Genomic DNA, 22,923 nt, shown 5'->3' on the forward strand with positions numbered 1-22,923 from the left:
GCACCTGGTCCTGCGTCGACACGTCCAACGCGGAGACCGGCTCGTCGCAGATCACCAGCTTGGGCCGCAGGATCAGCGCCCGCGCGATCGCGATCCGCTGCCGCTGACCCCCTGAGAACGCGTGCGGGAACCGGTTGTAGTGCGCCGCCTCCAGCCCCACCCGCTCCAGCAGCTCCTGCACCCGGCGCTGGATCTCCTTGGTGTTGCGCTCGCCCTGCACCCGCAGCGCCGACCCGATGGTGTCGCCGATGGTGACCCGGGGGTTGAGCGAGGAGTAGGGGTTCTGGAAGATCATCTGGATGTCGCGGCGCAGCGGGCGCAGGTGGCGCTCGGGCAGCCGGGTGATGTCGCGCCCCTCGAACACGATCTCGCCGGAGGTCGGGCTGAGCAGCCGGGTGATCATCCGCGACAGGGTGCTCTTGCCGGAGCCGGACTCCCCCACGATGCCCAGCGTCTCGCCCTGGTGCAGGTCGAAGGAGACGTCGTCCACCGCGTAGAAGTCGGTGGCCCGGCCCAGCAGGCCGCCGCGCACCTTGAACCGCATGCGGGCGTTGCGCACCGAAAGCAGCGGAGCGTCGCTGCCGTCGGCGGACTTCTCGGGCTTGGCGGTGGCGCCGGTGCGCTGCGGCGCGGGCGCCGGCGCGGCCGCGGCGGCGGAGCGCTCGGCGCGGACCTGGGCGCGGCGCTGGGCGCGGGAGACGTCCACGCGCGGCACGGCCGCCAGCAGTTCGCGGGTGTAGGGGTGCTCGGGGGAGGACAGCACCGTGCGGACGTCGCCGCGTTCCACGATCTTCCCGTGCTGCATGACCAGCACGTCGTCCACCGACCCCGCCACCACCGCCAGGTCGTGGCTGACCAGGATGAGCGACATCCCCAGGTCGCGGCGCAGGTCGTCCAGCAGGTCCAAAATCTGGGCCTGAACCGTCACGTCCAGCGCGGTGGTGGGCTCGTCGGCCAGCAGCACCTTGGGGTCGCACATCAGCCCCATGGCGATGAGCGCGCGCTGGCGCATGCCGCCGCTGAACTCGTGCGGGAAGGAGTTGACGCGTTTGGCGGCGTTGGGGATGCCCACCCGCTCCAGCGACTCCACCGCCCGCGCACGCGCCTGCGCCGCCGAGGCGTCCGGGCGGTGGATGCGGTAGGCCTCCACCAGTTGGTTGCCGATGGTGTACTGCGGGTGCAGCGAGGACATGGGGTCCTGGAACACCATCGCGATGTCGTTGCCGCGCATGGCCCGGACTTCGCGGTCGGGCGCGGTGGTGAGGTCCTTGCCGGCCACGCGGATCTGGCCGGTGACGTTGGCGGTGGTGCCCCGGTGCAGCCCCATGAGGGCCAGCGAGGTGGCGCTCTTGCCGGAGCCGGACTCCCCCACGATCCCCAGCGCGCCCCCGGCCGGGACCTCGAAGGAGATCCCGTCCACGGCGGTGATGCGCCCCTCCAGGGTGGGGAACGTGATGCGCAGGTCGCTGACGCTGACGACCGGGTCGGTCATGGCCGTTTCACCTTCGGTTGGGTTCGCCGCCGGGGGCGGCGTTGCGGAGCTGGGCGTGTCCATCGCGGTGCCTCCCGTGCCTCGTCAGGCGCCGACACGGACGCGCGGGTCCGCCCAGGCGTAGAGCAGGTCCACCACCAGGTTGGCGATCACCACGAACAGGGCGGTGAACATGGTGACGCCCAGGACCACCGGCAGGTCGTTGCCGCGGATGGCGTCCACCGCGAACTTGCCCAGGCCGGGCAGCGAGAACGTGCTCTCGGTGAGCACCGCCCCGCCCAGCATCAGCCCGAAGTCCAGCCCGAAGATGGTGATGATCGGGGTCAGCGCGGCGCGCAGGCCGTGCTTGGCGACCACGGTGCGCTCGGGCAGGCCCTTGGCGCGGGCGGTGCGGATGAAGTCCTCGCCCATGGTGTCGAGCATGCCCGCCCGGGTGAGCCGGGCGTACATCGCGGCGTAGAGGAACGCCAGGGTCACCCAGGGCAGGACCAGGCTGTGCGCCCAGGCCAGCGGGTTCTCCGTGAACGGCGTGTAGGAGCCGCCCGGCGGGAAGATCGGCAGGTAGTAGCTGAACAGCGCGAGCGAGACCAGGCCGGTGAAGAAGATCGGCAGCGACACCCCGGCCAGCGCGGTGATCATGGCGGCCCGGTCCAGGACGCTGCCCCGGCGCAGGGCCGACAGCACGCCGATGGACACGCCGACCACCAGCCAGATCACGGCCGCGCCGATCGCGAGTGAGGCGGTGACCGGCAGCCGCTCCAGCAACTGGGGCCACACCTCGGTGTTGGTCTTGAACGAGTAGCCGAAGCAGGGGGCGTCGCAGCGGATGACGTCGGTGCCGCTGTCGTAGTCCTGGCCCATCACGAGCCCGGACACGAACTCGTAGTACTGGACGGTGATGGGCTCGTCCAGGTTCAGCCGCTCCTTCACCGCGGCGATCGCCTCGGGGCTGGGCGACTTGCCGATGTAGCGGGCCGCCAGGCCGTCGGCGTCGACACCGGCCACCCGCGGCAGCAGGAAGAAGATCGCGAACACCACCATGCTGACGACCAGCAGCAGCACGGCGCCCGCGAGCAGGCGGCGGAAAATGTATGTGATCACAGCGGGCGGCCGGAGCCTTCACCTGCCTTGCTAAGCACGAGTAGGTCAGAGCCGGGGCGCGGGCGGCTTGTGGCCGGCCCGCGCCCGTGTCGAGCGCCGGCCGCCGCGCGTGCGCGGCGGCCGGCTTCGGCGGCTAGTTCTGCGCGCCGGACTCCAGGCCGAGGGCGGAGTAGTCGTACATCTTGTACGCCTCGCTGAAGTACACGTTGGTCAGGTCCTGGGGACGGAACAGCAGCGCCTTCTGGTTCAGGTAGGGCAGGAAGGTCGCGGATTCCATGGCCAGGGCGTCGACCTGGGCGTACATCTCCTCGCGCTCCTCGGCGGACTCGGTCTGGGCCGCGTCGTCGAGCAACTGGTTGACCTCGGGGTCGTCCAGCTCGGAGAGGTTGGAGTTGCCGGCCGGCTTGATGGCGTCGCCGTGCATGATCTGCTGGAGGAAGCCGTAGCCGGAGGGCCAGTCGGCACCCCAGCCGTAGGCCATGATGCCCAGTTCCTCGCGCTTGACGAACTCCGGGGAGCCCGCCTGCTCGCTGGTGTAGCTGCCGGCGGGGTAGCCCTTGAGCTGGGTCTCGATGCCGTACTGCTGGAGCGCTTGCTGGAGGGCCTCGGCCGCCTTCTTCTCCTTGTCGCGGTCGGAGCGGTAGGCGATGTTGGTGGAGAAGCCGTCGGGCATCCCGCACTCCTCCAGGGCCCGGTTGACGTCCTCCTCGCTGCCGGACTGGCCGGGGGTGCCGTAGGGGTCGATCTCCTGGTAGCCCGGGATGGAGGGCGGCAGCATGCTGGTGGCGATGTCGCCGGCCACGGAGCCGCCCCAGGCGCCCTGGAGGGCGTTCTTGTCGGCGCCGTAGAGGATGGCCTCGCGGCAGGCCTTGTTGTCGAACGGCTTCACGTTGGGGTTGATCGCGAAGTAGAGCAGGAAGCCGGTCTGCGGGTTGTCCGCGTTGGCGCTCAGCTCCTCGTCGCGCAGGATGTTCTGCCGGGCCGAGGCCTCGACGCCCAGGCCGGCGATGTCGGTGTGCAGGTCACCGTTGATGAGCCGGTTGTCCCGGTCGTTCTCCTCCTGCTTCCACTGCACCTCGATGCGGTCGGGACGGTTGCGGGTCAGGGGGTCGGTCTCGGGGTCGTACTCCTCGTTGCGGACGAGGTTGAGCTGCTGGCCGGGGTTCCAGGCCTCTTCGAACTTGTAGGGCCCGGACGACACGACCTCGGTCTGGTACTGGTCGCCGGTGTCGGCGTCGGCGGGGACCGGCGCGGTCTGGGGCATGGCCGCCAGGTAGTCGAACTCGGCGAAGGGCTCCTTGAGGTGGAACTCGATGGTGCGCTCGTCGGGGGTGCTGACGCCCTCGAAGTTGCCCAGGTCGTCGTCCTCGTAGGGGCCGGCGTAGTCCCCGGCCTCCAGGTGGAGGTTGAAGTAGGTCGGGCCCTTGTTGATGATGTCGGGCGCGTAGTTGCTGCGCGCGACCGCGTAGGCGATGTCCTCGGAGGTGATGGGGCTGCCGTCCTCGAACTTCAGCCCCTCCTTGAGGGTGTAGGTCCAGGTCAGGCCGTCCTCGCTGACCTCGCCGAGGTCTTCGGCGAGGTCGGGCACCAGCTCCAGGCCCTCCTCGCCGGGCGCCTGGGCGTAGGTCACCAGGGTGCGCGCGTAGAGCCGGGTGAAGTCCCAGTTGGCGGCGTAGTAGGTGTTGCCCGGGTCCAGCGAGTCGAACTGGTCGGAGTGGGCGAACTTGAGGGTGCCGCCCTGCTCGCTGCTCTCGTCGACGATGCTGGTGATGGCGGAGTCGTCGACGGAGACGTCGGCGCCGCCCTGGTCGCCTCCACCGCCACCGCAGGCGGTGAGGAGCATCGCCACCGATGTGCCGGCGGCGGCGAAGCCCAGCCATTTCTTGCTCACTGGCCTATGCCTTTCTCTACGCGAATCCGGTGGGGGCACCGATCGGGTGCCCCGCACCGATGTGGGCCGTTCGGGGTCAGGATTGGGTGCGGGGGTCAAGCGCATCGCGCAGGCCGTCGCCGAAGAGGTTGAACGCCAGGACGGTCAGGAAGATCGCCAGACCGGGGGCGAGCATGAAGTTGGGGGCCGAGTCGTAGTAGTCGACGGCCTCCGACAGCATTCCGCCCCAGGTGGGGGTGGGGGGCTCGACGCCGACGCCCAGGAAGGAGAGCGCGGCCTCGAAGAGGATGTTGGTCGGGATCAGCAGCGTGGCGTAGACCAGGATCGGTGCGACGAGGTTGGGCAGCAGCTCCTTGCGCAGGATGTAGAAGTTGCCGGCGCCCAGGCTGCGCGACGCCTCCACGAACTCCCGCTCGCGCAGGCTCAGCGTCTGGCCGCGGATGATGCGGCCGATGTAGGGCCAGTTGAAGAACCCGATGATGAACACCAGGATGGCGATCCGCAGGCCGTTGCCGCTCAGGCCGAAGGCGGCGTCGGGCAGGACGCCCACCATGGCCATGGCGAACAGCAGCAGCGGGAACGCCAGGAAGATGTCCATGAGCCGGCTGATGAGGGCGTCGACCCAGCCGCCGAAGTAGCCGGCGATGATGCCCATGACGGTGCCGATGACCACCGAGACCAGCGTGGCGAGGAAGCCGATGAGCATGGAGATCTGGGCGCCGTAGACGATGCGGCTGAAGATGTCGCGCCCGGTCACGGGCTCGACGCCGAGCAGGTGCTCGCCGCTGATGCCGCCCATCCCGCCCACGGGGGTGCCCAGGGCGGGGTCGATCATGTCCTGGTTCCAGGCGTCGGGCGGGTGCCCGAGCAGGTTCACGATCACCGGGGCGAGCGCGGCGATCAGGGCCATGAAGACGACGAACCCGCCGCCGAACATGGCGATCTTGTCCTTGCGGAGCCGCATCCACGCGATCTGGCCGAGGGACCGGCCGCGGTCGCGCGCACCGGCGGCCTGGGCGATCGCCTCGGGCTGGGCCTCTTCGGCCTTTCCGGGCACGTCCAACGGCGCGGTCATGGCACCACTACTCCCCCACTCGGCCCGCCCGGTGCGGCGGCACACTTTTCCGGTCGGGACGCCAGGGGTTGACCCCGGCGCCCAGGCGGTGGCGCGTTCGTCCGGCGCGCCGGCTCCCCCCGCCCGGGCGTGCGGCGGGACGGTCTCCCACCGCCCGCGAGGGCGGAGACGGGCGTGCGCGTCGGCGAACGGTGGACAGATGCACCGTTACCACGCGTCCAACGCGGCACGGCGATCAATGTACGCCGCAGTAACCCACCGATCGTCCAATTCACGGTGATGTATCCCAATCGTGACGCGAGCACCACAGTTCCGTCACCTACCGTCACGTGACACAGGGCACCCACGACACGACAGAGTGTGCACCACATGGGAAGACGGCGTTCAGCGGCACGCCCAGACCAACCTGCATCGGTTGCAGTCCGTACACATAATAAGCGGATAAAACAGACCAAACCGCGCAAAACACATTAAAAAACGCCCGCCCTGTTCAGGGGGGCGCTGGAGAGGCGCTCACGCGGCGGCCGCGCGGCCGCGGACCCGCGCCGGAAACCCCGGCGCGGGCCCGGCCCGGGCGGCGGCGCTACTCGATCCCGTGCTTGCGCAGCAGAGCCTCGATCTCGTCCAGTTCGGGGTCGGCGCCGCCCTTGCCGCCGCCCTTGGCGCCGCCCTTGGCGCCGGCGGGCTTGGCGCGGCCCTGGGGCGCGGGGGCGCTCTGGCCGGTGGGCGCGGCCGCCCCGCCGCCCAGGCTGCCGGCGGCCGCGCGGCCCTTGCCGGCGGCCGGCGGCTCGGCGGCCTTGCGCACGCCCACCCCGCGCGAGCGCATCACGCCCGAGGCCACCCACAGCACCACGGCCAGGCCGGCCACCGCCACGCCCGCCCACACCACCGGGTTGAAGACCAGCGAGGCGAAGAAGCCGGCCAGGTCGGCGACCAGCCGCCAGGCGATCGTCATCAGCCCCATCAGGCCGGCCGCCAGCGGCAGCAGCGACCAGGCGATCCCGCGCAGCCCGGCCGCGGCCCCCCTGCGGCGCCACACCACCCACGAGACGAGCAGTCCCACCAGGGTGAGGGCTGCTCCCAGCATCGGACCCGCGATCGGCAACTGTTCCTGCATGTCCCCAGTCTCGCACCGCAGGGCCGCCCCGCACATCCGGCGCGTCCCCTAGGGATGCGGGCCGGGGACGCGGGCGCGCCGGGCGCCGCTCAGTCGCCCCGCGCCAGCCGGTGGCGGTCGGCGCGCAGCCGGCGCGCCTCGTCGGGGTCGAGCACGGGCGCCGAGGCCAGCAGGCGGCGGGTGTAGGGGTGGGCGGGCGCGGTGTAGACGGCGTCGCCGGCGCCGGACTCCACCACCGCGCCCTCCTTCATCACCAGCACCCGGTCGCTGACCTGGCGCACCACCGCCAGGTCGTGGGCCACGAAGATGTAGGTCAGGTTGAAGTCGTCCTGCAACTCGTCCAGCAGCCGCAGCACCTGGTCCTGCGTCGACACGTCCAACGCGGAGACCGGCTCGTCGCAGATCACCAGCTTGGGCCGCAGGATCAGCGCCCGCGCGATCGCGATCCGCTGCCGCTGACCCCCTGAGAACGCGTGCGGAAACCGGTTGTAGTGCCCCGGCTCCAGCCCCACCCGCTCCAGGAGGTCGCCCACGCGGCGGCGGATCTCGGCGGGCGGGATCCCGCCGCCCTGGACGCGCAGCCCCGCGCCGATGGCCTCGCCGATGGGGCGGCGGGGGTTCAGCGAGGAGTAGGGGTTCTGGAACACGATCTGCATGTCGCGGCGCAGCGGGCGCAGGTGGCGCTCGGGCAGCCGGGTGATGTCGCGGCCCTGGAACACGACGCTGCCCTCGGTGGGGCGCAGCAGCCGCAGGACGACGCGGGCCAGGGTGCTCTTGCCCGACCCCGACTCCCCCACGATGCCCAGCGTCTCGCCCTGGTGGAGGTCGAAGGAGACGTCGTCCACCGCGTAGAAGTCGGTGCCGCGCCCCAGCAGCCCGCCGCGCACCGTGAAGCGCATGCGCACGTTGCGCACCGACAGCAGCGGCGCGTCGGGCGGGGCCGCCACGCCCGAGGAGGTGGCGGGATCGGCGGCCGGTCCGCCGGCGGGTGGGGAGGCCGGCGGCCGGGAGGCAGGAGGTTCGGGGGCGGGCGGAGCGGGTGCCGGGTCGGCGGCGGGTGCGGGCGGCGCGGCGGCGGGGGCGCCGGTGCCGTCGGCGGCTCCGGCGCGCGCCTCAGGGCGGGCGGCGCCGGCGCCTTCGGCCCGCTGTGCCCGTTCGGCGCGCATGCGGGCGCGGCGCTGGGCGCGGGAGACGTCCACGCGCGGCACCGCCGCCAGCAGCGCCCGGGTGTAGGGGTGCTCGGGCGCGGACAGCACCGTGCGGACGCCGCCGCGCTCGACGATCTTCCCGTGCTGCATGACCAGCACGTCGTCCACCGACCCCGCCACCACCGCCAGGTCGTGGCTGACCAGGATGAGCGACATCCCCAGGTCGCGGCGCAGGTCGTCCAGCAGGTCCAAAATCTGGGCCTGAACCGTCACGTCCAGCGCGGTGGTGGGCTCGTCGGCCAGCAGCACCTTGGGGTCGCACATCAGCCCCATCGCGATCAGCGCCCGCTGGCGCATCCCGCCGCTGAACTCGTGCGGGAAGGCGTTCACCCGCCGCGCGGCGTCGGGGATGCCCACCCGCTCCAGCGACTCCACCGCCCGCGCCCGCGCCTGCGCCGCCGAGGCGTCCGGGCGGTGGATGCGGTAGGCCTCCACCAACTGGTTGCCGATCGTGTACTGCGGGTGCAGCGACGTCATCGGGTCCTGGAACACCATCGCGATGTCGTTGCCGCGCATCGCGCGCAGCCGCCGGTCGGTGGCCGCGTTCACCGCCACGCCGGCGACCTCCACCTCGCCGCTGACCCGGGCCGTGGTGCCCCGGTGCAGCCCCAGCAGCGCCAGCGCCGCCGCGCTCTTGCCCGAGCCCGACTCCCCCACGATCCCCAGCGCGCCCCCGGCCGGGACCTCGAAGGAGATCCCGTCCACGGCGGTGACCTCGCCGTCGAGGGTGGGGAACACGATGCGCAGGTCGCGCACCGCCACCACGGGCGCCTCGGTTGCGGTGCTCATGCGCGGCCTCCCGTTCGCACCCGGGGGTCGGCCCAGGCGTAGAGCAGGTCCACCACCAGGTTGGCGAGGACCACGAAGAACGCGGTCAGCAGGGTGACGCCGAGCACGGCGGGCAGGTCGTTGCCGCGGATGGCGTCCACGGCGAACTTGCCCAGGCCGGGCAGCGAGAACGTGCTCTCGGTGAGCACCGCCCCGCCCAGCATCAGCCCGAAGTCCAGCCCGAAGATCGTGATGATGGGCGTGATGGCGGCGCGCAGGCCGTGCTTGGCCACCACGGTGCGCTCGGGCAGCCCCTTGGCGCGGGCGGTGCGGATGAAGTCCTCGCCCATGGTGTCGAGCATCCCGGCGCGCGTGAGCCGGGCGTACATCGCGGCGTAGAGGAACGCCAGCGTGATCCAGGGCAGCACCAGGCCGTGCGCCCAGGCCAGCGGGTTCTCCGTGAACGGCGTGTAGGAGCCGCCCGGCGGGAAGATCGGCAGGTAGTAGGCGAACAGGGCCAGCGACACCAGGCCGGTGAAGAAGATCGGCAGCGACACCCCGGCCAGGGCGGTCATCATGGCGGCCCGGTCCAGCAGCGAGCCGCGGCGCAGGGCCGACAGCACCCCCACCGCCACCCCGGCCACCAGCCAGATCACGGCGGCGCCGACCGCCAGCGAGGCGGTGACCGGCAGCCGGTCCAGCAGTTGCGGCCAGATCTCGCTGTTGGTGACGAAGGAGTAGCCGAAGCAGGGGGCGTCGCAGTGGATGACGTCGGTGCCGCTGTCGTAGTCGTAGCCGACGAACAGGCCGCGCACGAACCGGCCGTACTGCACGATGATCGGGTCGTCCAGGTTGAGCCGGTCGCGCACGGCGGCGACCGCCTCGGGCGTGGGCGCGCGGCCCACGTAGCGGGTGGCCAGGGAGTCGGGTGTGGCCCCGGCCAGGCGCGGGACCAGGAAGAAGATCGCGAAGACGACCAGGCTGACCACCAGCAGCAGTCCCGCGCCGGCGATGATGCGCCGGATGATGTAGTTCAGCACGTCGCGACGGCCGGAGCCTTCACCTGCCTTCGTGGGGCGTGGGCGGGGGATGCGGCGCGGGGGGGGGGCGGGGGGGCCCCCCCCCCCCCCGGGGGGCAACAGGGGCCCACCCCGGGGGGGGTGGTCGTACATTTCCCAGGCGGGGGTGACGTAGACGTTGGTCAGGCTCTCGGGCCGGTAGAGCAGCGCCTTGATGGTGACGGTGGGCAGCATGGTGGCGGTGTCCATGGCCAGCCGGTCGACCTCGCGGTAGATCTCCTCGCGCGCGGCGGGGTCCTCGGTGCGGATCGCCTCGTCGATGAGGTCGTTGATCTCGGGCTCGTCCAGCTCGGCGAGGTTGGAGTTGCCCGACTCGGCGATGGCGTCGCCGTGCAGGATCTGGGAGAAGAACCCGAACCCGCTGTTCCAGTCGGGGCCCCAGGCGTAGATCATGATGCCCAGCTCCTCCTCGGCGACGAAGTCGGGCGAGCCCGCCTGCTCACTGGTGTAGCTGCCGGCCGGGTAGCCCTTGATCTCGGTCTCGATGCCGTACTCGCGCAGGGTCTGCTGGAGGGCCTCGCCGGCGGCCACCTCGTAGTCACGGTCGGAGCGCACCGAGATGTTGGTGGAGAAGCCGTCGGGGTGCCCGCACTCCTCCAGCTTCTGGCGCACCAGGTCGGGGTCGCCCTCGTGGTCGGGGGTGCCGTAGGGGTCGATCTGCTCGTAGCCGGGCACGGTGGGCGGGTAGAGGCTGGTGGCGATCTCGCCGGCGGTGGGGCCGCCGTAGCCGGTCTGGATGGCGACCTTGTCGGCGGCGTACATGATCGCCTCGCGGCACGCCTTGTCGTCGAAGGGCTCCACCGAGGGCGAGATGACGAAGTAGCGGGTGAAGGCGGTCAGCGGGTTGTCGGAGTTGGCCAGGTGCTGCTCGTTCTGGAGGATGGTGGCCCGCGCGGCGGTCTGCACGCCCGCGCCGGCGGCGTCCACGTGCACCTCGCCCGACAGCAGCCGCTGGTCGAGGTCGTTGGCCTCCTGCTTGACCTGGAACTCGATCCGGTCGGGGCGGTTGCGGGTGAGCGGGTCGGTGTCGGGGTCGTACTCCTCGTTGCGCACCAGGGTGCCGCCCTGGCCGGCGGTGTAGCCGTCCTCCCAGCGGTAGGGGCCCGAGGACACCACCTGGGTGAAGTACTGGTCGCCGGTGTCGGCGTCGGCGGGGACCGGCGCGGTCTGGGGCATGGCCGCCAGGTAGTCGAACTCGGCGAAGGGCTCCTTGAGGTGGAACTCGATGGTGCGCTCGTCGGGGGTGGTGATGCCCTCGAAGTTGTCGAGGTTGTCGTCCTCGTAGGGCCCGGCGTAGTCGCCGGCGTCCAGGTACTGGTTGAAGTACTTGGGCCCCTTGGACAGCACGTCCAGGGCGTAGTTGCTGCGCGCCACCGCGTACTTGACGTCCTCGGAGGTGATGGGGGTGCCGTCCTCGAACCGCAGCCCCTCCTTGAGGGTGTAGGTCCAGGTCAGGCCGTCCTCGCTGACCTGGCCGAGGTCCTCGGCGAGGTCGGGCACGAGTTCCTGGCCCGCCTCGCCGGGCGCCTGGGCGTAGGTCACCAGGGTGCGCGCGTAGAACCGGGAGAAGTTGAGCGAGGCTGCGTAGTAGGTGTCGCCGGGGTCCACGGAGTCGAACTCGTCGGAGTGGGCGAAGCGCAGCGTGCCGCCCTGCTCGTCGCTGGGCCGGACGATCTCCTCCACGCCCATGTCGCGGGCGGCCTCTCCGCCGCCGCCGTCGTCTCCGCCGCCGCCGGAGCACGCCGAGAGCACGAGCACGGCGGCGGCGCCGGCGGCCGCGGCACCTTTGAGGCGGCTTCGCCCTGGCTGTGTCATGGTGGGGGCCTTTCTCGTGTGTCCGGGGGGTGTCCCCGGAGGGGGGATCGGGCGGCGGGGTGTGCGCCCGGGGGGTGCGGTGCGGGGCGGGGTGGGTCGCCCGGGGGCGACCGCGCGCGGGGGGTCGGCCCGGCGGGGCGGTCAGTGGGTGCGGGGGTCGAAGGCGTCGCGCAGGCCGTCGCCGAAGAGGTTGAACGCCAGGACGGTCACGAAGATCGCCAGTCCGGGGGCGAGCATGAAATTGGGCGCCACGCTGTAGAACTGCACGGCCGAGGAGAGCATCTGTCCCCAGGCGGCGGTGGGCGGATTGATTCCCACGCCCAGGAACGACAGCGCGGCCTCGAAGAGGATGTTCACCGGAATGAGCAGGGTGGAGTACACCAGAATGGGCGCCACCAGGTTGGGCAGCAGTTCCCGGAAGAGGATGTAGGCGTTGGACCCGCCGAGGCTGCGCGCGGCCTCGACGAATTCGCGTTCGCGCAGGCTGAGTGTCTGGCCGCGGATGATGCGCCCGATATAGGGCCAGTTGAAGAATCCGATGACGAACACCAGGATCGCCACCCGCAGGTTGTTGCCCTCCAGGCCGAACGCGGCGTCGGGGATCACCCCGGCCAGCGCCATGGCGAACAGCAGCAGCGGGAACGCCAGGAACACGTCCATGAGCCGGCTGATGAGGGCGTCGACCCAGCCGCCGAAGTAGCCGGCGACGATGCCCATGACGGTGCCGATGACCACCGACACCAGGGTCGCCAGGAAGCCGATGAGGATGGAGATCCGGGCGCCGTAGACGACCCGGCTGAACAGGTCTCGGCCGTTGACGGGCTCGACGCCGAAGGGGTGCTCGGCGCTGATTCCGCCCCAGGGGGTGTTGGCGGTGCCCAGCACGGGGTCGATGAGGTCGGAGTTGAACTGGTTGGGCGGGGTGCCCACGAACCGCACGATCAGCGGGGCGAGCACCGCGACGGCGATGACCAGGACCACCACCGCTCCCCCGGCCATGGCGACCCGGTCGCGGCGCAGCCGGTCCCAGGCGATGCGGCTCAGGGAGCGGGTGCGCGCGGCGGGCGGCGCCGCCGCGGCGGGGTCGGCCCCCACGGGGCCGGAGGGGTGTGCGGGGTCGGGGACGTCCAGCGGCGCGGTCATGGCAGACCCCCTGAGGGCGGCACGGTGCGGGGGAAACGGCACAGGGGTCGTGCCGTCACACGGGACACAGCGCAAATTTACGCCCCACGTGATCGCACAATGGCGGGGAGTTGGGGTTGTCGCCGAATTGTGACGCCATTCCTATGCGAATGTCATATTCACGCGCGCCGCATTTTTCGCACCATTATCAATTTCCCCGGAATTCCCGGTGGCCCCGAATTGGGCGTTGCCCGCCAGAGCGCAGCAGAAGGCCCCAAACCACGCGCACGCGCGGTCCGGGGCAGAGATCGCCGAACAGGGGTTTCGCCCGCCGTGTTTCTACCGGATGAACGGCGCGCTGATCAAATTGTTTTCGCGGAGACGAGGGAGTCGAGCCAGTCCAGCTCGATTCCGACCAGGGAGTCGCGCACGACGAGCCCGGGTGCTGAGGGCAGCTCCACCTGGTCGGGCACGGCCACCGTCACACACCCCGCCGCCATGGCCGAGGCCACCCCCACCGCGGAGTCCTCGAACGCCACGCACGCCCGCGGGTCCACGCCCAGCAGCCGGGCGGCCTTGAGGTAGGGGGCGGGGTCGGGCTTGTTGGCCTCGACCTCGTCGCCGGCCACCGACACGTCGAAGCTGTCCAGGCCGATGGCGTCGATGGCCCGCTCCACCAGCGCGCGGCGGGTGGAGGTGACCAGGGCGCTGGGCAGCGGGGAGGCCGCCACCAGCGCCACCAGCTCCTTGGCGCCGGGCCGCAGGTCGGCGCCGTCGTCCAGCGCGCGGGCGAACTCCGCCTGCATGCGCGCGGCGACCTCCTCGGGCGCGGCGTCGGCGCCGGTGAGGTCGAGGATGTAGCGCGCCACCTGCCCGGAGGCGCCGCCGATGTTGCGGCGGTGGTCCTCGTGGGTCCACACCCCGCCGAGGTCGGCCACCGTGGCGGACTCGGCCCGCCCCCACAGGCCCTCGCTGTCGATCAGGGTGCCGTCCATGTCGAAGAGGACGGCCTGGAGGGACGAGCCGGTACGGGTCATACGTTGAAGTATTTCGCCTCAGGGTGATGAATGACGATCGCGTCGGTGGCCTGTTCGGGAACGAGCTGGAACTCCTCGGACAACGTGACGCCCACCCGCTCGGGCTCCAGCAACTGCATGATCTTGGCCCGGTCCTCCAGGTCGGGGCAGGCGCCGTAGCCCAGGGAGAAGCGGGCGCCGCGGTAGCCCAGCTTGAAGAACGCGTCGAGGTCGGCGGGGTCCTCGCCGGCGAAGCCCAGCTCGGCGCGCACCCGGGTGTGCCAGTACTCGGCCAGCGCCTCGGTGAGCTGCACCGAGAGCCCGTGCAGCTCCAGGTAGTCGCGGTAGGCGTTCTGCTCGAAGAGCTTCTGGGTGGCGCGGCTGATCGCCGAGCCCACGGTCACGACCTGCAACGCCACCACGTCGGTCTCGCCGGACTCCTTGGGCCGGAAGAAGTCGGCCAGGCACAGGTGGCGGTCGCGGCGCTGGCGCGGGAAGGTGAAGCGGGTGCGCTCGCTGCCGTCGTCGTCCAGCACCACCAGGTCGTCGCCGTCGCTGTGGCAGGGGAAGTAGCCGTAGACCACGGCGGCCTCCAGCAGGCCGTCGGTCTGGATGCGGTCCAGCCACATCCGCAGCCGGGGGCGGCCCTCGGTCTCGACCAGCTCCTCGTAGGTGGGGCCGTCGCCCTTGGCGCCCTTGAGCCCCCACTGGCCCATGAAGGTGGCGCGCTCGTCGAGGTAGGCGGCGTAGTCGGCCAGCGGCACGCCCTTGCTGATGCGGTCGCCCCAGAACGGCGGGGTGGGCACCGGGTTGTCGGTGGCGACGTCGCTGCGGGCGGGCATGTCCTCGGGCTCGGTGACCTTGAGGCGGGCGCCGCCGGTGACGCGGCGCCGGCGCAGCGCGGGCAGCTCGGCGCCCTCCACACCGCGCTTGACGGCCATGAACGCGTCCATCAGCCGCAGCCCCTCGAACGCGTCGCGGGCGTAGCGGACGTCGCCCTCGAACACCTCGGCGAGGTCCTGCTCGACGTAGGAGCGGGTGAGCGCGGCGCCGCCCAGCAGCACCGGGTAGCGGCGGGCGATGCCCCGGGAGTTCATCTCCTCCAGGTTCTCGCGCATCACCACGGTGGACTTCACCAGCAGCCCCGACATGCCGATGACGTCGGCGCGGTTCTCCTCGGCGGCCTCCAGGATGGCCGACACCGGCTGCTTGATGCCGAGGTTGACCACGTCGTAGCCGTTGTTGGACAGGATGATGTCCACGAGGTTCTTGCCGATGTCGTGGACGTCGCCCTTGACGGTGGCCAGCACGATGCGGCCCTTGCCGTCGTCGTCGGTCTTCTCCATGTGGGGTTCGAGGTAGGCCACGGCGGCCTTCATGACCTCGGCCGACTTCAGCACGAAGGGCAACTGCATCTGGCCGGAGCCGAACAGCTCGCCGACCACCTTCATGCCCGCCAGCAGGGTGTCGTTGACGATCGCCAGCGCGGAGCGCTCGGCCAGCGCGGCGTCGAGGTCGGCCTCGATGCCCACCATCTCGCCGTCGACGATGCGCCGCTCCAGCCGCTCCCACAGCGGCAGCGCCGCCAACTCCTCGGCACGCGACGCCTTCATGGCCTGGGCGTCGACGCCCTCGAACAGCTCCAGGAACCGGGCGAGCGGGTCGTAGTCGGGGGTGCGGCGGTCGTAGATCATGTCCAGGGCGACCTGCCGCTGCTCCTCGGGGATCCGGTTCATCGGCAGGATCTTGGAGGCGTGCACGATGGCCGAGGTCAGCCCCGCCTCGACGCACTCGTGCAGGAACACCGAGTTCAGCACGATGCGGGCGGCCGGGTTGAGGCCGAAGGAGAGGTTGGACAGGCCCAGGGTGGTCTGCACCCCCGGGTAGCGCCGGGTGATCTCCTTGATGGCCTCCAACGTCTCCAGGCCGTCGCGGCGGGTCTCGTCCTGGCCGGTGGCGATGGGGAAGGTGAGGGTGTCGATGATGATGTCCTCAAGGCGCATGCCCCACTCGCCGGTCAGCTCCTCGATGAGGCGGACCGCCACGCGCACCTTCCACTCGGCGGTGCGGGCCTGGCCCTCCTCGTCGATGGTCAGGCCGACCACGGCGGCGCCGTGCTCCTTGATCACCGGCATCAGCCGCTTGATGCGGGAGTCGGGGCCGTCGCCGTCCTCGTAGTTGACCGAGTTGACCACGGCGCGCCCGCCCAACGTCTCCAGGCCGGCCTCGATCACGGCGGGCTCGGTGGAGTCCAGCATCAGCGGCAGGGTGGAGGCGGTGGCCAGCCGCGAGGCCAGCTCGCGCATGTCGGCGGCGCCGTCGCGGCCGACATAGTCGATGTTGAGGTCGAGCATGTGGGCGCCGTCGCGGATCTGGTCGCGGGCGATCTCGACGCAGTCGTCGTAGCGCTCCTCGATCATCGACTCGCGGAACTTCTTGGAGCCGTTGGCGTTGGTGCGCTCGCCGATGGCCAGGTAGCTGGTGTCCTGGCGGAACGGCACGCTCTGGTAGAGGGAGGCGGCCGCGGGCTCGCTGAAGGGGCGGCGCTCCTTGATGCCGCGCCCGGCCACGCGCTCCACCACCTGGCGCAGGTGCTCGGGCGTGGTGCCGCAGCAGCCGCCGGCCATGGACAGCCCGAACTCGGTGGTGAAGGTGTCGTGGGCGTCGGCCAGCTCGTGGGGCTGGAGGGGGTAGACCGCGCCGTCGGCGCCCAGCTCGGGCAGGCCGGCGTTGGGCATGCAGGTGATCGGCACGCGCGCGTGGTGGGAGAGGTAGCGCAGGTGCTCGCTCATCTCGGCGGGGCCGGTGGCGCAGTTGAGGCCGATGGCGTCGACGCCCAGCGGCTCCAGGGAGGTCAGGGCGGCGCCGATCTCCGAGCCCAGCAGCATGGTGCCGGTGGTCTCGATGGTGACCTGGGCGATGATCGGGACGTCCACGCCGGCGGCGCGGCGGGCGCGCTGGGCGGCGATCACGGCGGCCTTGGTCTGGAGGAGGTCCTGGCAGGTCTCGATGAGGATGGCGTCGGCGCCGCCCTCGATGAGGCCGCGGTGGCACTGCTCGTAGTAGTCGCGCAGCGTGGCGAAGGGCACGTGGCCCAGGGTCGGCAGCTTGGTGCCGGGGCCGACCGAGCCCAGGACGTAGCGGGGGTGGTCGGCGGTGGAGTACTCGTCGGCGACCTCGCGGGCCAGGCGGGCGCCGGCCGCGGCGAGTTCGTGGGTGCGGTGGGGGATGTCGTACTCGCTGAGGGCGGCGAAGTTGGTGCCGAAGGTGTTGGTCTCGACACAGTCGACTCCGACGTCGAAGAACGCGCCGTGGACGGCGCGCACGACGTCGGGGCGGGTGACGTTGAGGATCTCGTTGCAGCCTTCGAGCCCGTCGAAGTCGTCGAGGTCGAGGTCGTGGGCCTGGAGCATCGTGCCCATCGCGCCGTCGGCCACGATGACGCGCTGGGCGAGGGCATCTCGGAAGGAGAGTCGAGAACTCATAGCGTTCAACCTTAGTGTCGGTGCGGCGGCCCCGCCGGGTTCGGGGGTGCCCGGCGCCGTTCGGCGTGGCGGGGCGGCTGGTCAGGCGGTGGGGTCCACCGCTGCGGCCGGCGGGGGCTGCCCTCGGCGGGCATAACGCGGGCGGTGTAACGGTTATGCCCTGAGGCCCCGTGGTCATAGGGTGGTCATGGCCCTATGTCAGGTGCGGCCGCCGTCGGCGGCGGCCTGGGACGGCGGCCCGGTGGCTGTCGCCACCGCGGCCGGACGTGGTAGGGCTGGATGGCGCGCGGACCCGCGCGCGATTCGCCGAGGACACCAGACCGGGCCACCCGGCCCGGCGGAGACGAGGAGGCGGTCAGTGACCGAGCTCGACAGCGCGCCCGAGCTCGTCGAGCCTGTCATGGTTGCCGCGTTCGAGGGCTGGAACGACGCCGGTGAGGCCGCGAGCGCGGTCATCGAGCACCTGGCCGCCGCCTGGGACGCCGACGAACTCCTGGCGCTCGCGCCCGACGACTACTACGACTTCCAGGTGTCCCGCCCGCGCGCGACCGTCGTCGACGGCGAGCACCAGGGGCTGGCCTGGCCCACGACCCGGGTGTCGGTCGCCCGCCCCGACGGCGCGCCGCACGACGTCGTGCTGGTCAGCGGCCCCGAACCCAACATGCGCTGGCGCGGCTTCGCCGGCGACCTGCTGGCGATCGCCCGCGAGCTGGGGGTGCGCCGGATCGTGCTGGTGGGCGCCCTGCTGGCCGACTCCCCGCACACCCGCCCGGTGCCGGTGACCGGTATCACCTCGCCCGAGGCGCTGCGCTCGGTGCTGCATCTGGAGCCCACCACCTACGACGGCCCCACGGGCATCCTCGGCGTGCTGCACGAGGTGTTCCAGAGCGCCGGGCTGGAGGCGGTGTCGCTGTGGGCGGCGGTGCCCCACTACGTGGCGCAGCCGCCGTGCCCCAAGGGCACCCTGGCGCTGCTGCGCCGGGTCGAGGACGTCCTGGACACCACGGTGCCCATGGGCGACCTGCCCGAGGAGGCGCGCGCCTGGGAGCGCGGGGTGGACGAACTCGCCTCCGAGGACGACGACATCGCCGGCTACGTGCGCAGCCTGGAGGAGGCCAAGGACGCCGCCGACCTGCCCGAGGCGTCGGGCGAGGCCATCGCGCGGGAGTTCGAGCGCTACCTCAGGCGCCGCGGCCGGGGCTGATCCCGGGGGGCGCGCGGAAGGCGCGCCGCTCGCCTGTACCGCCGACCCGCCCGGCCGAATGGAGCGGGCGGAGACGGCTGAGAGAAGGCGGTGTGCCGCCGGGCGGCGGGGGCGCCGGCCCGGCGGCACACCGGTCGCAGAACGTGTCCCGGGATGGGGCTCGGGGCGTGCCGCAGGGCTTGAGCGAGCGCCACTCGCCGGTGGCGGCCACGGCGGCCCACGCGCCCGCGATCCGGGCCAGCCCGCGCCGCACCTCGTCCACCACCGCCGGGGCCAGCAGGCCCGCCGGGTCCTCGCCGGGCTCCAGCCGCACGGTCACCCGCAGTCCGTCCAGGACGCGCTGGCCGCGCGCGATCACGTCCTCGTCGGCGGGCGCGCCGTTGGCCCGCTGGAGCAGCGCGCGCATCGCGTCGCGCAGGGAGACGGCCTCCTCGAAGTCGGCCAGGGTGATGGGGATCGCGCCCTCGGTCACCAGCCGGTGCTCGCGCAGGAAGCGCGCGAGGTCGGCGCGGTCGGACAGGGTGTCTCCGGTCGCGACGAACGCTTGCACGAGCGCGGCGGCGGAGCTGGGCTGTGTGGGGGTGCTCATGGTCACCATCCCACCACGGCCGCGCCACCGCGGGTGACCGAACGGGCGCCGGCGGCCACAAGTGGCCGCCTACCGGCGGTGCGGCCCGACCGGGTGGCCGGGCGGGTGGTGGGCGGGTGCGCGGCGGGGGTGTCGCCCCCGCCGCGCCGGGAGGCTAGAGCCGCACCCCGAGCAGGGAGTCGACCGTGTCGCGCATCAGGGCGGGGGCGGCGGGGTCGTCGCCGCCCGAGGCCAGCGCGCGCTCGGCCCAGTCGTCCACGGCGGCCAGCGCGGTCGCGGTGTCGAGGTCGTCGGCCAGGGCGGCGCGCACCCGGTCCAGGAGGGGGCGGGCGTCGGGGCCGGCGGGCAGGTCGGCGGCCGCGCGCCAGCGCCCGTGGCGGCGGGCGGCGGAGTCGAGCTGGTCGTCGGTCCACTCCCAGGCGGCGCGGTAGTGGTGGGGCAGCATGGCCAGGCGCAGCACCATGGGGTCGACGCCGCGTTCGCGCAGCCGGGAGACGAACACCAGGTTGCCGCGCGACTTGGACATCTTCTCGCCGTCGAGGCCGACCATGCCCACGTGCATGTAGGCGCGGGCGTGGGGGCCGGTGTGGGCGGAGCCGGTGGCGGCGGTGACGCAGCGGGCCTCGGCGGCGCCCATCTCGTGGTGGGGGAAGACGAGGTCGTCGCCGCCGCCGCTGATGTCGAAGCCCATGCCCAGCTCGTTGAGGGAGATGGCGCTGCACTCCACGTGCCAGCCGGGGCGGCCCCGGCCCAGCGGGGAGTCCCAGGCGGGTTCGCCGGGGCGCTCGGCGCGCCACAGCAGCCAGTCCAGCGGGTCCTTCTTGCCGGGGCGGTCGGGGTCGCCGCCGCGCTCGGGGAACAGCTCCAGCATGGTGGCGCGGTCGTAGCCGCTGACCTCGCCGAAGTGCGGCGCGGACTCGGCGGCGAAGTAGATGTCGCCGTCGAGGTCGTAGGCGGCGCCGGTGGCGCGGATGCGCGCCACGAAGTCGGCGATGAGGTCGACCGACTCCACCACGCCGACGTAGGCGCGCGGCGGCAGGATGCGCAGGGCGGCCATGTCGGCGCGGAACAGGTCGGTCTCGCGCTCGGCCAGGGCGCGCCAGTCCTCGCCGGTGGCCTCGGCCCGCTCCAGCAGGGGGTCGTCGACGTCGGTGACGTTCTGCACGTAGTCGACGCCGTGGCCGGCGTCGCGCAGCACCCGGTTGACCAGGTCGAAGGTCAGGTAGGTGAAGGCGTGGCCCAGGTGGGCGGCGTCGTAGGGGGTGATCCCGCAGACGTACATCCGGGCGGTGGGCCCGGGATCGACGGTCCGCCGGCCGCCGGAGGCGGTGTCGTGGACGGTGAGCGGGCCGCCGCTGCCGGGCAGCCGGACGAGGTCGGGCGCGGGCCATGAACGCATAGCCAGAGGATATCCGCCGCTTTCGGCCGCAATACCCCCGCACCGCGCGTTGCGCGGCGCCGCCGCTCAGGCCATCGGCAGGGCCACGGTGAAGTCGGTGCCGCGACCGGGCGCGGAGTCCACCGCGATGGCGCCGTCGTGGGCGGCGACGAACGCGGCGCTGATGGACAGCCCCAGGCCCGCTCCCCCGCGCGAGCGCGCCTCGTCCACGCGGTAGAAGCGGTCGAACACGTGCGCCAGGGCGTCGGGGGCGATCCCCGGCCCGTCGTCGTGCACGGTGACCACGGCCACGCGCGCGGTGCCCGGCGGCAGCGCGCCGACGCCGGCCGCGCCGGGCGGGGGCGGCGCGGACCGCGCGGCGACCGACACCCGCACCGGGGTGCCGGGCGGGGTGTGCACGGCGGCGTTGCCGACCAGGTTCTCCAGCACCTGGCGGAGCCGGTCGGGGTCGCCGGTGACCGTGACCGGCTCGGGCGCGGCCACGGTGATGGGGGTGCCCGGGGAGCGGGCGCCGATGGCGGCGGCGACGCTCTCGGCGACCTCGCCCAGCTCCACCGGTTCGCGCTCCAGTTCGGGCGCCTCGTCGAAGCGGGCCAGCACCAGCAGGTCGTCCACCAGGCCGGCCATGCGCGCGGCCTCCTGCTCGATCCGCGACATCCAGCGGTCGGCGCGCTCGTCGGGGGTGACGACGCCCTGGGCGCGGCCCTGGCGGTACAGCTCGGCGAACCCGCGGATGGACGACAGCGGGGTGCGCAGCTCGTGGGAGGCGTCGGCGACGAACCGGCGGGTGGCGGCGGCCGAGCGGTCGCGGTCGCGCACCGCCCGCGCCAGCCCGGCGAGCATGGTGTTGAGCGCCGCGCCCAGCCGCCCGGTCTCGGTGCGCGGGTCCTGGTCGGGGATGCGGCGGTCCAGGTCGCCGCCGGCGATGGCCTGGGCCGTGGCCTCGATGGCGTGCAGGGGGCGCAACTGGACGCGGACCGTGGCCGCGGCGGCGGCGCCCAGCAGGGCCAGCACGGCCGCGCCGAGTCCGGCCTCGATCAGCAGGAGCTGGGTGAGCGTGCCGTCGACCTCGGCCAGGGACTGGGCGGCCACGCGCGCCCCGCCGTCGGCGTCGGTCGCGGTCAGCACCCGCCACCGGGTGCCGCCGGTGCCGGAGACGGTGAAGGGCTGCCCGGCGCGGTCGCGCAGCTCGGCCGCGCCCAGGGCGGCCACGTCGGGCATGGTGGCGTCGGTGCCGGTGCGCCCGACGACGTCGGACACCTCCCCTTCGGCGTCGACGGTGAGGGTGCGCAGGTCGGTGGGGAAGGGCGGGGGGCCGTCGCCGGCGGGCGGGCGCGGCGGCGGGCCGTCCTCGTGAGGGCCGCCGACCAGGGTGTGCAGCCGGTCGTCGGCCTCGTGCAGCAGCGAGCGGTACAGCAGGGCCGCGCCCGCCGCGCCGAACACGGCCAGGCACAGCGCGGCCAGGACGAGCACGACCAGGGTCATCCGCCGGGCCAGCCCCAGCGGCGGCAGCCGCCGGGCGCGGGGGGCGGGCGGAGTGGGCGGGGCGGACGGAGTAGGCGGAGTGGGCGCGGGGGGCGCGTCGGCCGGGCTCACCGCCGCCGCTCCGGGCTCAGCCGCAGGGTGTAGCCCACGCCCCAGACGGTGTGGATCAGCGGGACGCGGCCGGAGTCGATCTTGCGGCGCAGGTAGCTCACGTAGGTCTCCACGACGCGGGTGTCGCCGGTGTCGCCGCCCCACACCCGGTCCAGGATCTGGGCCTTGCTGACGATCCGGCCGGCGTTGAGGAGCAGGTAGCGCAGCAGCGCCAGCTCGGTGCGCGACAGCGGGATGGGGGTGCCGCCGCGCCGGGCCTCGTGGGCCTCCTCGACCAGTTCCAGGTCGGCGTAGCGCAGCGGCGGGTCGTCGGCGTCGGCGGGCTGGGCGCCGGTGCGGCGCAGGATGGCCTCCAGGCGCAGCAGGACCTCCTCCAGGCTGAAGGGCTTGGTGACGTAGTCGTCGGCCCCGGCCCGCAGGCCGGCCAGGCGGTCGGCCACGGTGCCGCGCGCGGTCAGCATCAGCACGGGCAGGTCGGCCAGCACGCCGCGCAGGTCGCCGACCAGGTCCAGGCCGCTGCGGCCGGGCAGCAGCACGTCCACGACGGCGATGTCGGGGGCGAAGCCGGTGAGGGCGCCCAGCGCGGCGTCGGCGTCGGCCGCGCCGCGCACGTCGTAGCCGCTGAGGTCCAGGGAGGCGGTCAGCAGCTCCAGGATGTTGGGATCGTCCTCGACCACCAGGACCCGCGCCGCCCGGTCCCGCGGACCGGTGTCGTCCCCGCGCATGTCGCCCCCCTTGCCTGCGTGGTGCACCGCCGGAGTGGTGGTGCACCGCCTGCGCCGTATGCGGCCGCGTCGTCGGCCCGCGTCGTGTACGGCCGGTACGCCGGGTGCCCGCCGTGCTCGGCGGCGCCGCGGCACCCGCGCGAGCGTAGACGGCCTCTACAAGAGGAACGTGAGAGGCGCGCCGGATTGTCCCAGGTCGCGGCGGCGCGAGGGGAGAACGCTCGGGAGCGGCGGGCCGCCA

The 22,923-nt window shown here is 72.8% G+C and carries 14 protein-coding genes and 2 pseudogenes; 1 reads left to right on the plus strand and 15 read right to left on the minus strand.

Going from position 1 to position 22,923, the window contains the following annotated elements; all coding sequences use genetic code 11:
* The 11 genes and pseudogenes from LG943_RS20405 to metH form a co-directional block, all read right to left on the minus strand.
* On the minus strand, positions 1-1,492 hold a 1,492-nt coding region (locus tag LG943_RS20405), incomplete at its 3' end, for a dipeptide ABC transporter ATP-binding protein (protein WP_270073933.1).
* 84 nt (positions 1,493-1,576) lie between these two features.
* Positions 1,577-2,593, minus strand: a complete 1,017-nt coding sequence (locus LG943_RS20410) for an ABC transporter permease (RefSeq protein ID WP_270073934.1) — start codon at positions 2,591-2,593, stop codon at positions 1,577-1,579.
* A 133-nt stretch (positions 2,594-2,726) separates the two neighbouring features.
* Positions 2,727-4,484 carry an ABC transporter substrate-binding protein gene (locus LG943_RS20415; RefSeq protein ID WP_270073935.1) on the minus strand — a complete coding sequence of 586 codons (1,758 nt, stop codon included), beginning with the start codon at positions 4,482-4,484 and terminating at the stop codon, positions 2,727-2,729.
* Between the two features lie 76 nt (positions 4,485-4,560).
* Positions 4,561-5,559 (minus strand): ABC transporter permease, encoded by a 999-nt coding sequence (locus tag LG943_RS20420; RefSeq protein WP_270073936.1) that lies wholly within the window; start codon positions 5,557-5,559, stop codon positions 4,561-4,563.
* A 583-nt stretch (positions 5,560-6,142) separates the two neighbouring features.
* Positions 6,143-6,676 carry a cellulose synthase gene (locus LG943_RS20425; RefSeq protein ID WP_270073937.1) on the minus strand — a complete coding sequence of 178 codons (534 nt, stop codon included), beginning with the start codon at positions 6,674-6,676 and terminating at the stop codon, positions 6,143-6,145.
* 89 nt (positions 6,677-6,765) lie between these two features.
* Positions 6,766-8,673 (minus strand): dipeptide ABC transporter ATP-binding protein, encoded by a 1,908-nt coding sequence (locus LG943_RS20430; RefSeq protein ID WP_270073938.1) that lies wholly within the window; start codon positions 8,671-8,673, stop codon positions 6,766-6,768.
* Positions 8,670-9,692, minus strand: coding sequence for an ABC transporter permease (locus tag LG943_RS20435; protein ID WP_270073986.1), 1,023 nt, complete (start codon positions 9,690-9,692; stop codon positions 8,670-8,672). The genes LG943_RS20430 and LG943_RS20435 overlap by 4 nt, the downstream gene beginning before the upstream one ends.
* 372 nt (positions 9,693-10,064) lie before the next feature.
* Positions 10,065-11,546 (minus strand): annotated as a pseudogene (locus LG943_RS20440) (ABC transporter substrate-binding protein); the annotation flags it as partial.
* A gap of 141 nt (positions 11,547-11,687) precedes the next feature.
* Complete coding sequence (locus LG943_RS20445; protein ID WP_270073939.1) at positions 11,688-12,689, minus strand: ABC transporter permease; 1,002 nt, start codon at positions 12,687-12,689, stop codon at positions 11,688-11,690.
* Between the two features lie 341 nt (positions 12,690-13,030).
* Positions 13,031-13,705 carry an HAD family hydrolase gene (locus LG943_RS20450; protein ID WP_270073940.1) on the minus strand — a complete coding sequence of 225 codons (675 nt, stop codon included), beginning with the start codon at positions 13,703-13,705 and terminating at the stop codon, positions 13,031-13,033.
* A complete protein-coding gene (gene metH, locus LG943_RS20455) occupies positions 13,702-17,169 on the minus strand; it encodes a methionine synthase (RefSeq protein ID WP_270073941.1) in 3,468 nt (1,155 codons plus the stop codon). The genes LG943_RS20450 and metH overlap by 4 nt, the downstream gene beginning before the upstream one ends.
* Positions 17,170-17,527: 358 nt before the next feature.
* Here metH and LG943_RS20460 point away from each other — a divergent pair, with 358 nt between their 5' ends.
* Positions 17,528-18,373 carry a PAC2 family protein gene (locus tag LG943_RS20460; RefSeq protein WP_270073942.1) on the plus strand — a complete coding sequence of 282 codons (846 nt, stop codon included), beginning with the start codon at positions 17,528-17,530 and terminating at the stop codon, positions 18,371-18,373.
* A gap of 178 nt (positions 18,374-18,551) precedes the next feature.
* Here LG943_RS20460 and LG943_RS20465 read toward each other — a convergent pair.
* The 4 genes and pseudogenes from LG943_RS20465 to LG943_RS20480 all read right to left on the minus strand — a co-directional run.
* Positions 18,552-18,962, minus strand: a pseudogene (locus LG943_RS20465) (ABATE domain-containing protein); the annotation flags it as partial.
* Between the two features lie 154 nt (positions 18,963-19,116).
* The gene (gene mshC, locus LG943_RS20470; protein WP_270073987.1) at positions 19,117-20,367 is read right to left on the minus strand and encodes a cysteine--1-D-myo-inosityl 2-amino-2-deoxy-alpha-D-glucopyranoside ligase; all 1,251 of its coding nucleotides are present in this window, start codon (positions 20,365-20,367) and stop codon (positions 19,117-19,119) included.
* Positions 20,368-20,427: 60 nt separating this feature from the next.
* A complete protein-coding gene (locus tag LG943_RS20475; RefSeq protein ID WP_270073943.1) occupies positions 20,428-21,957 on the minus strand; it encodes a sensor histidine kinase in 1,530 nt (509 codons plus the stop codon).
* Entirely contained in the window at positions 21,954-22,682 is a 729-nt protein-coding gene (locus LG943_RS20480) for a response regulator transcription factor (protein WP_270073944.1), read from the minus strand. Before LG943_RS20480 ends, LG943_RS20475 begins: the two co-directional genes overlap by 4 nt.
* Positions 22,683-22,923 lie beyond the last annotated feature (241 nt).

Origin of the sequence: Streptomonospora mangrovi (assembly GCF_027604915.1) — a bacterium.
GTDB classification, from domain to species: Bacteria; Actinomycetota; Actinomycetes; order Streptosporangiales; family Streptosporangiaceae; genus Streptomonospora; species Streptomonospora mangrovi.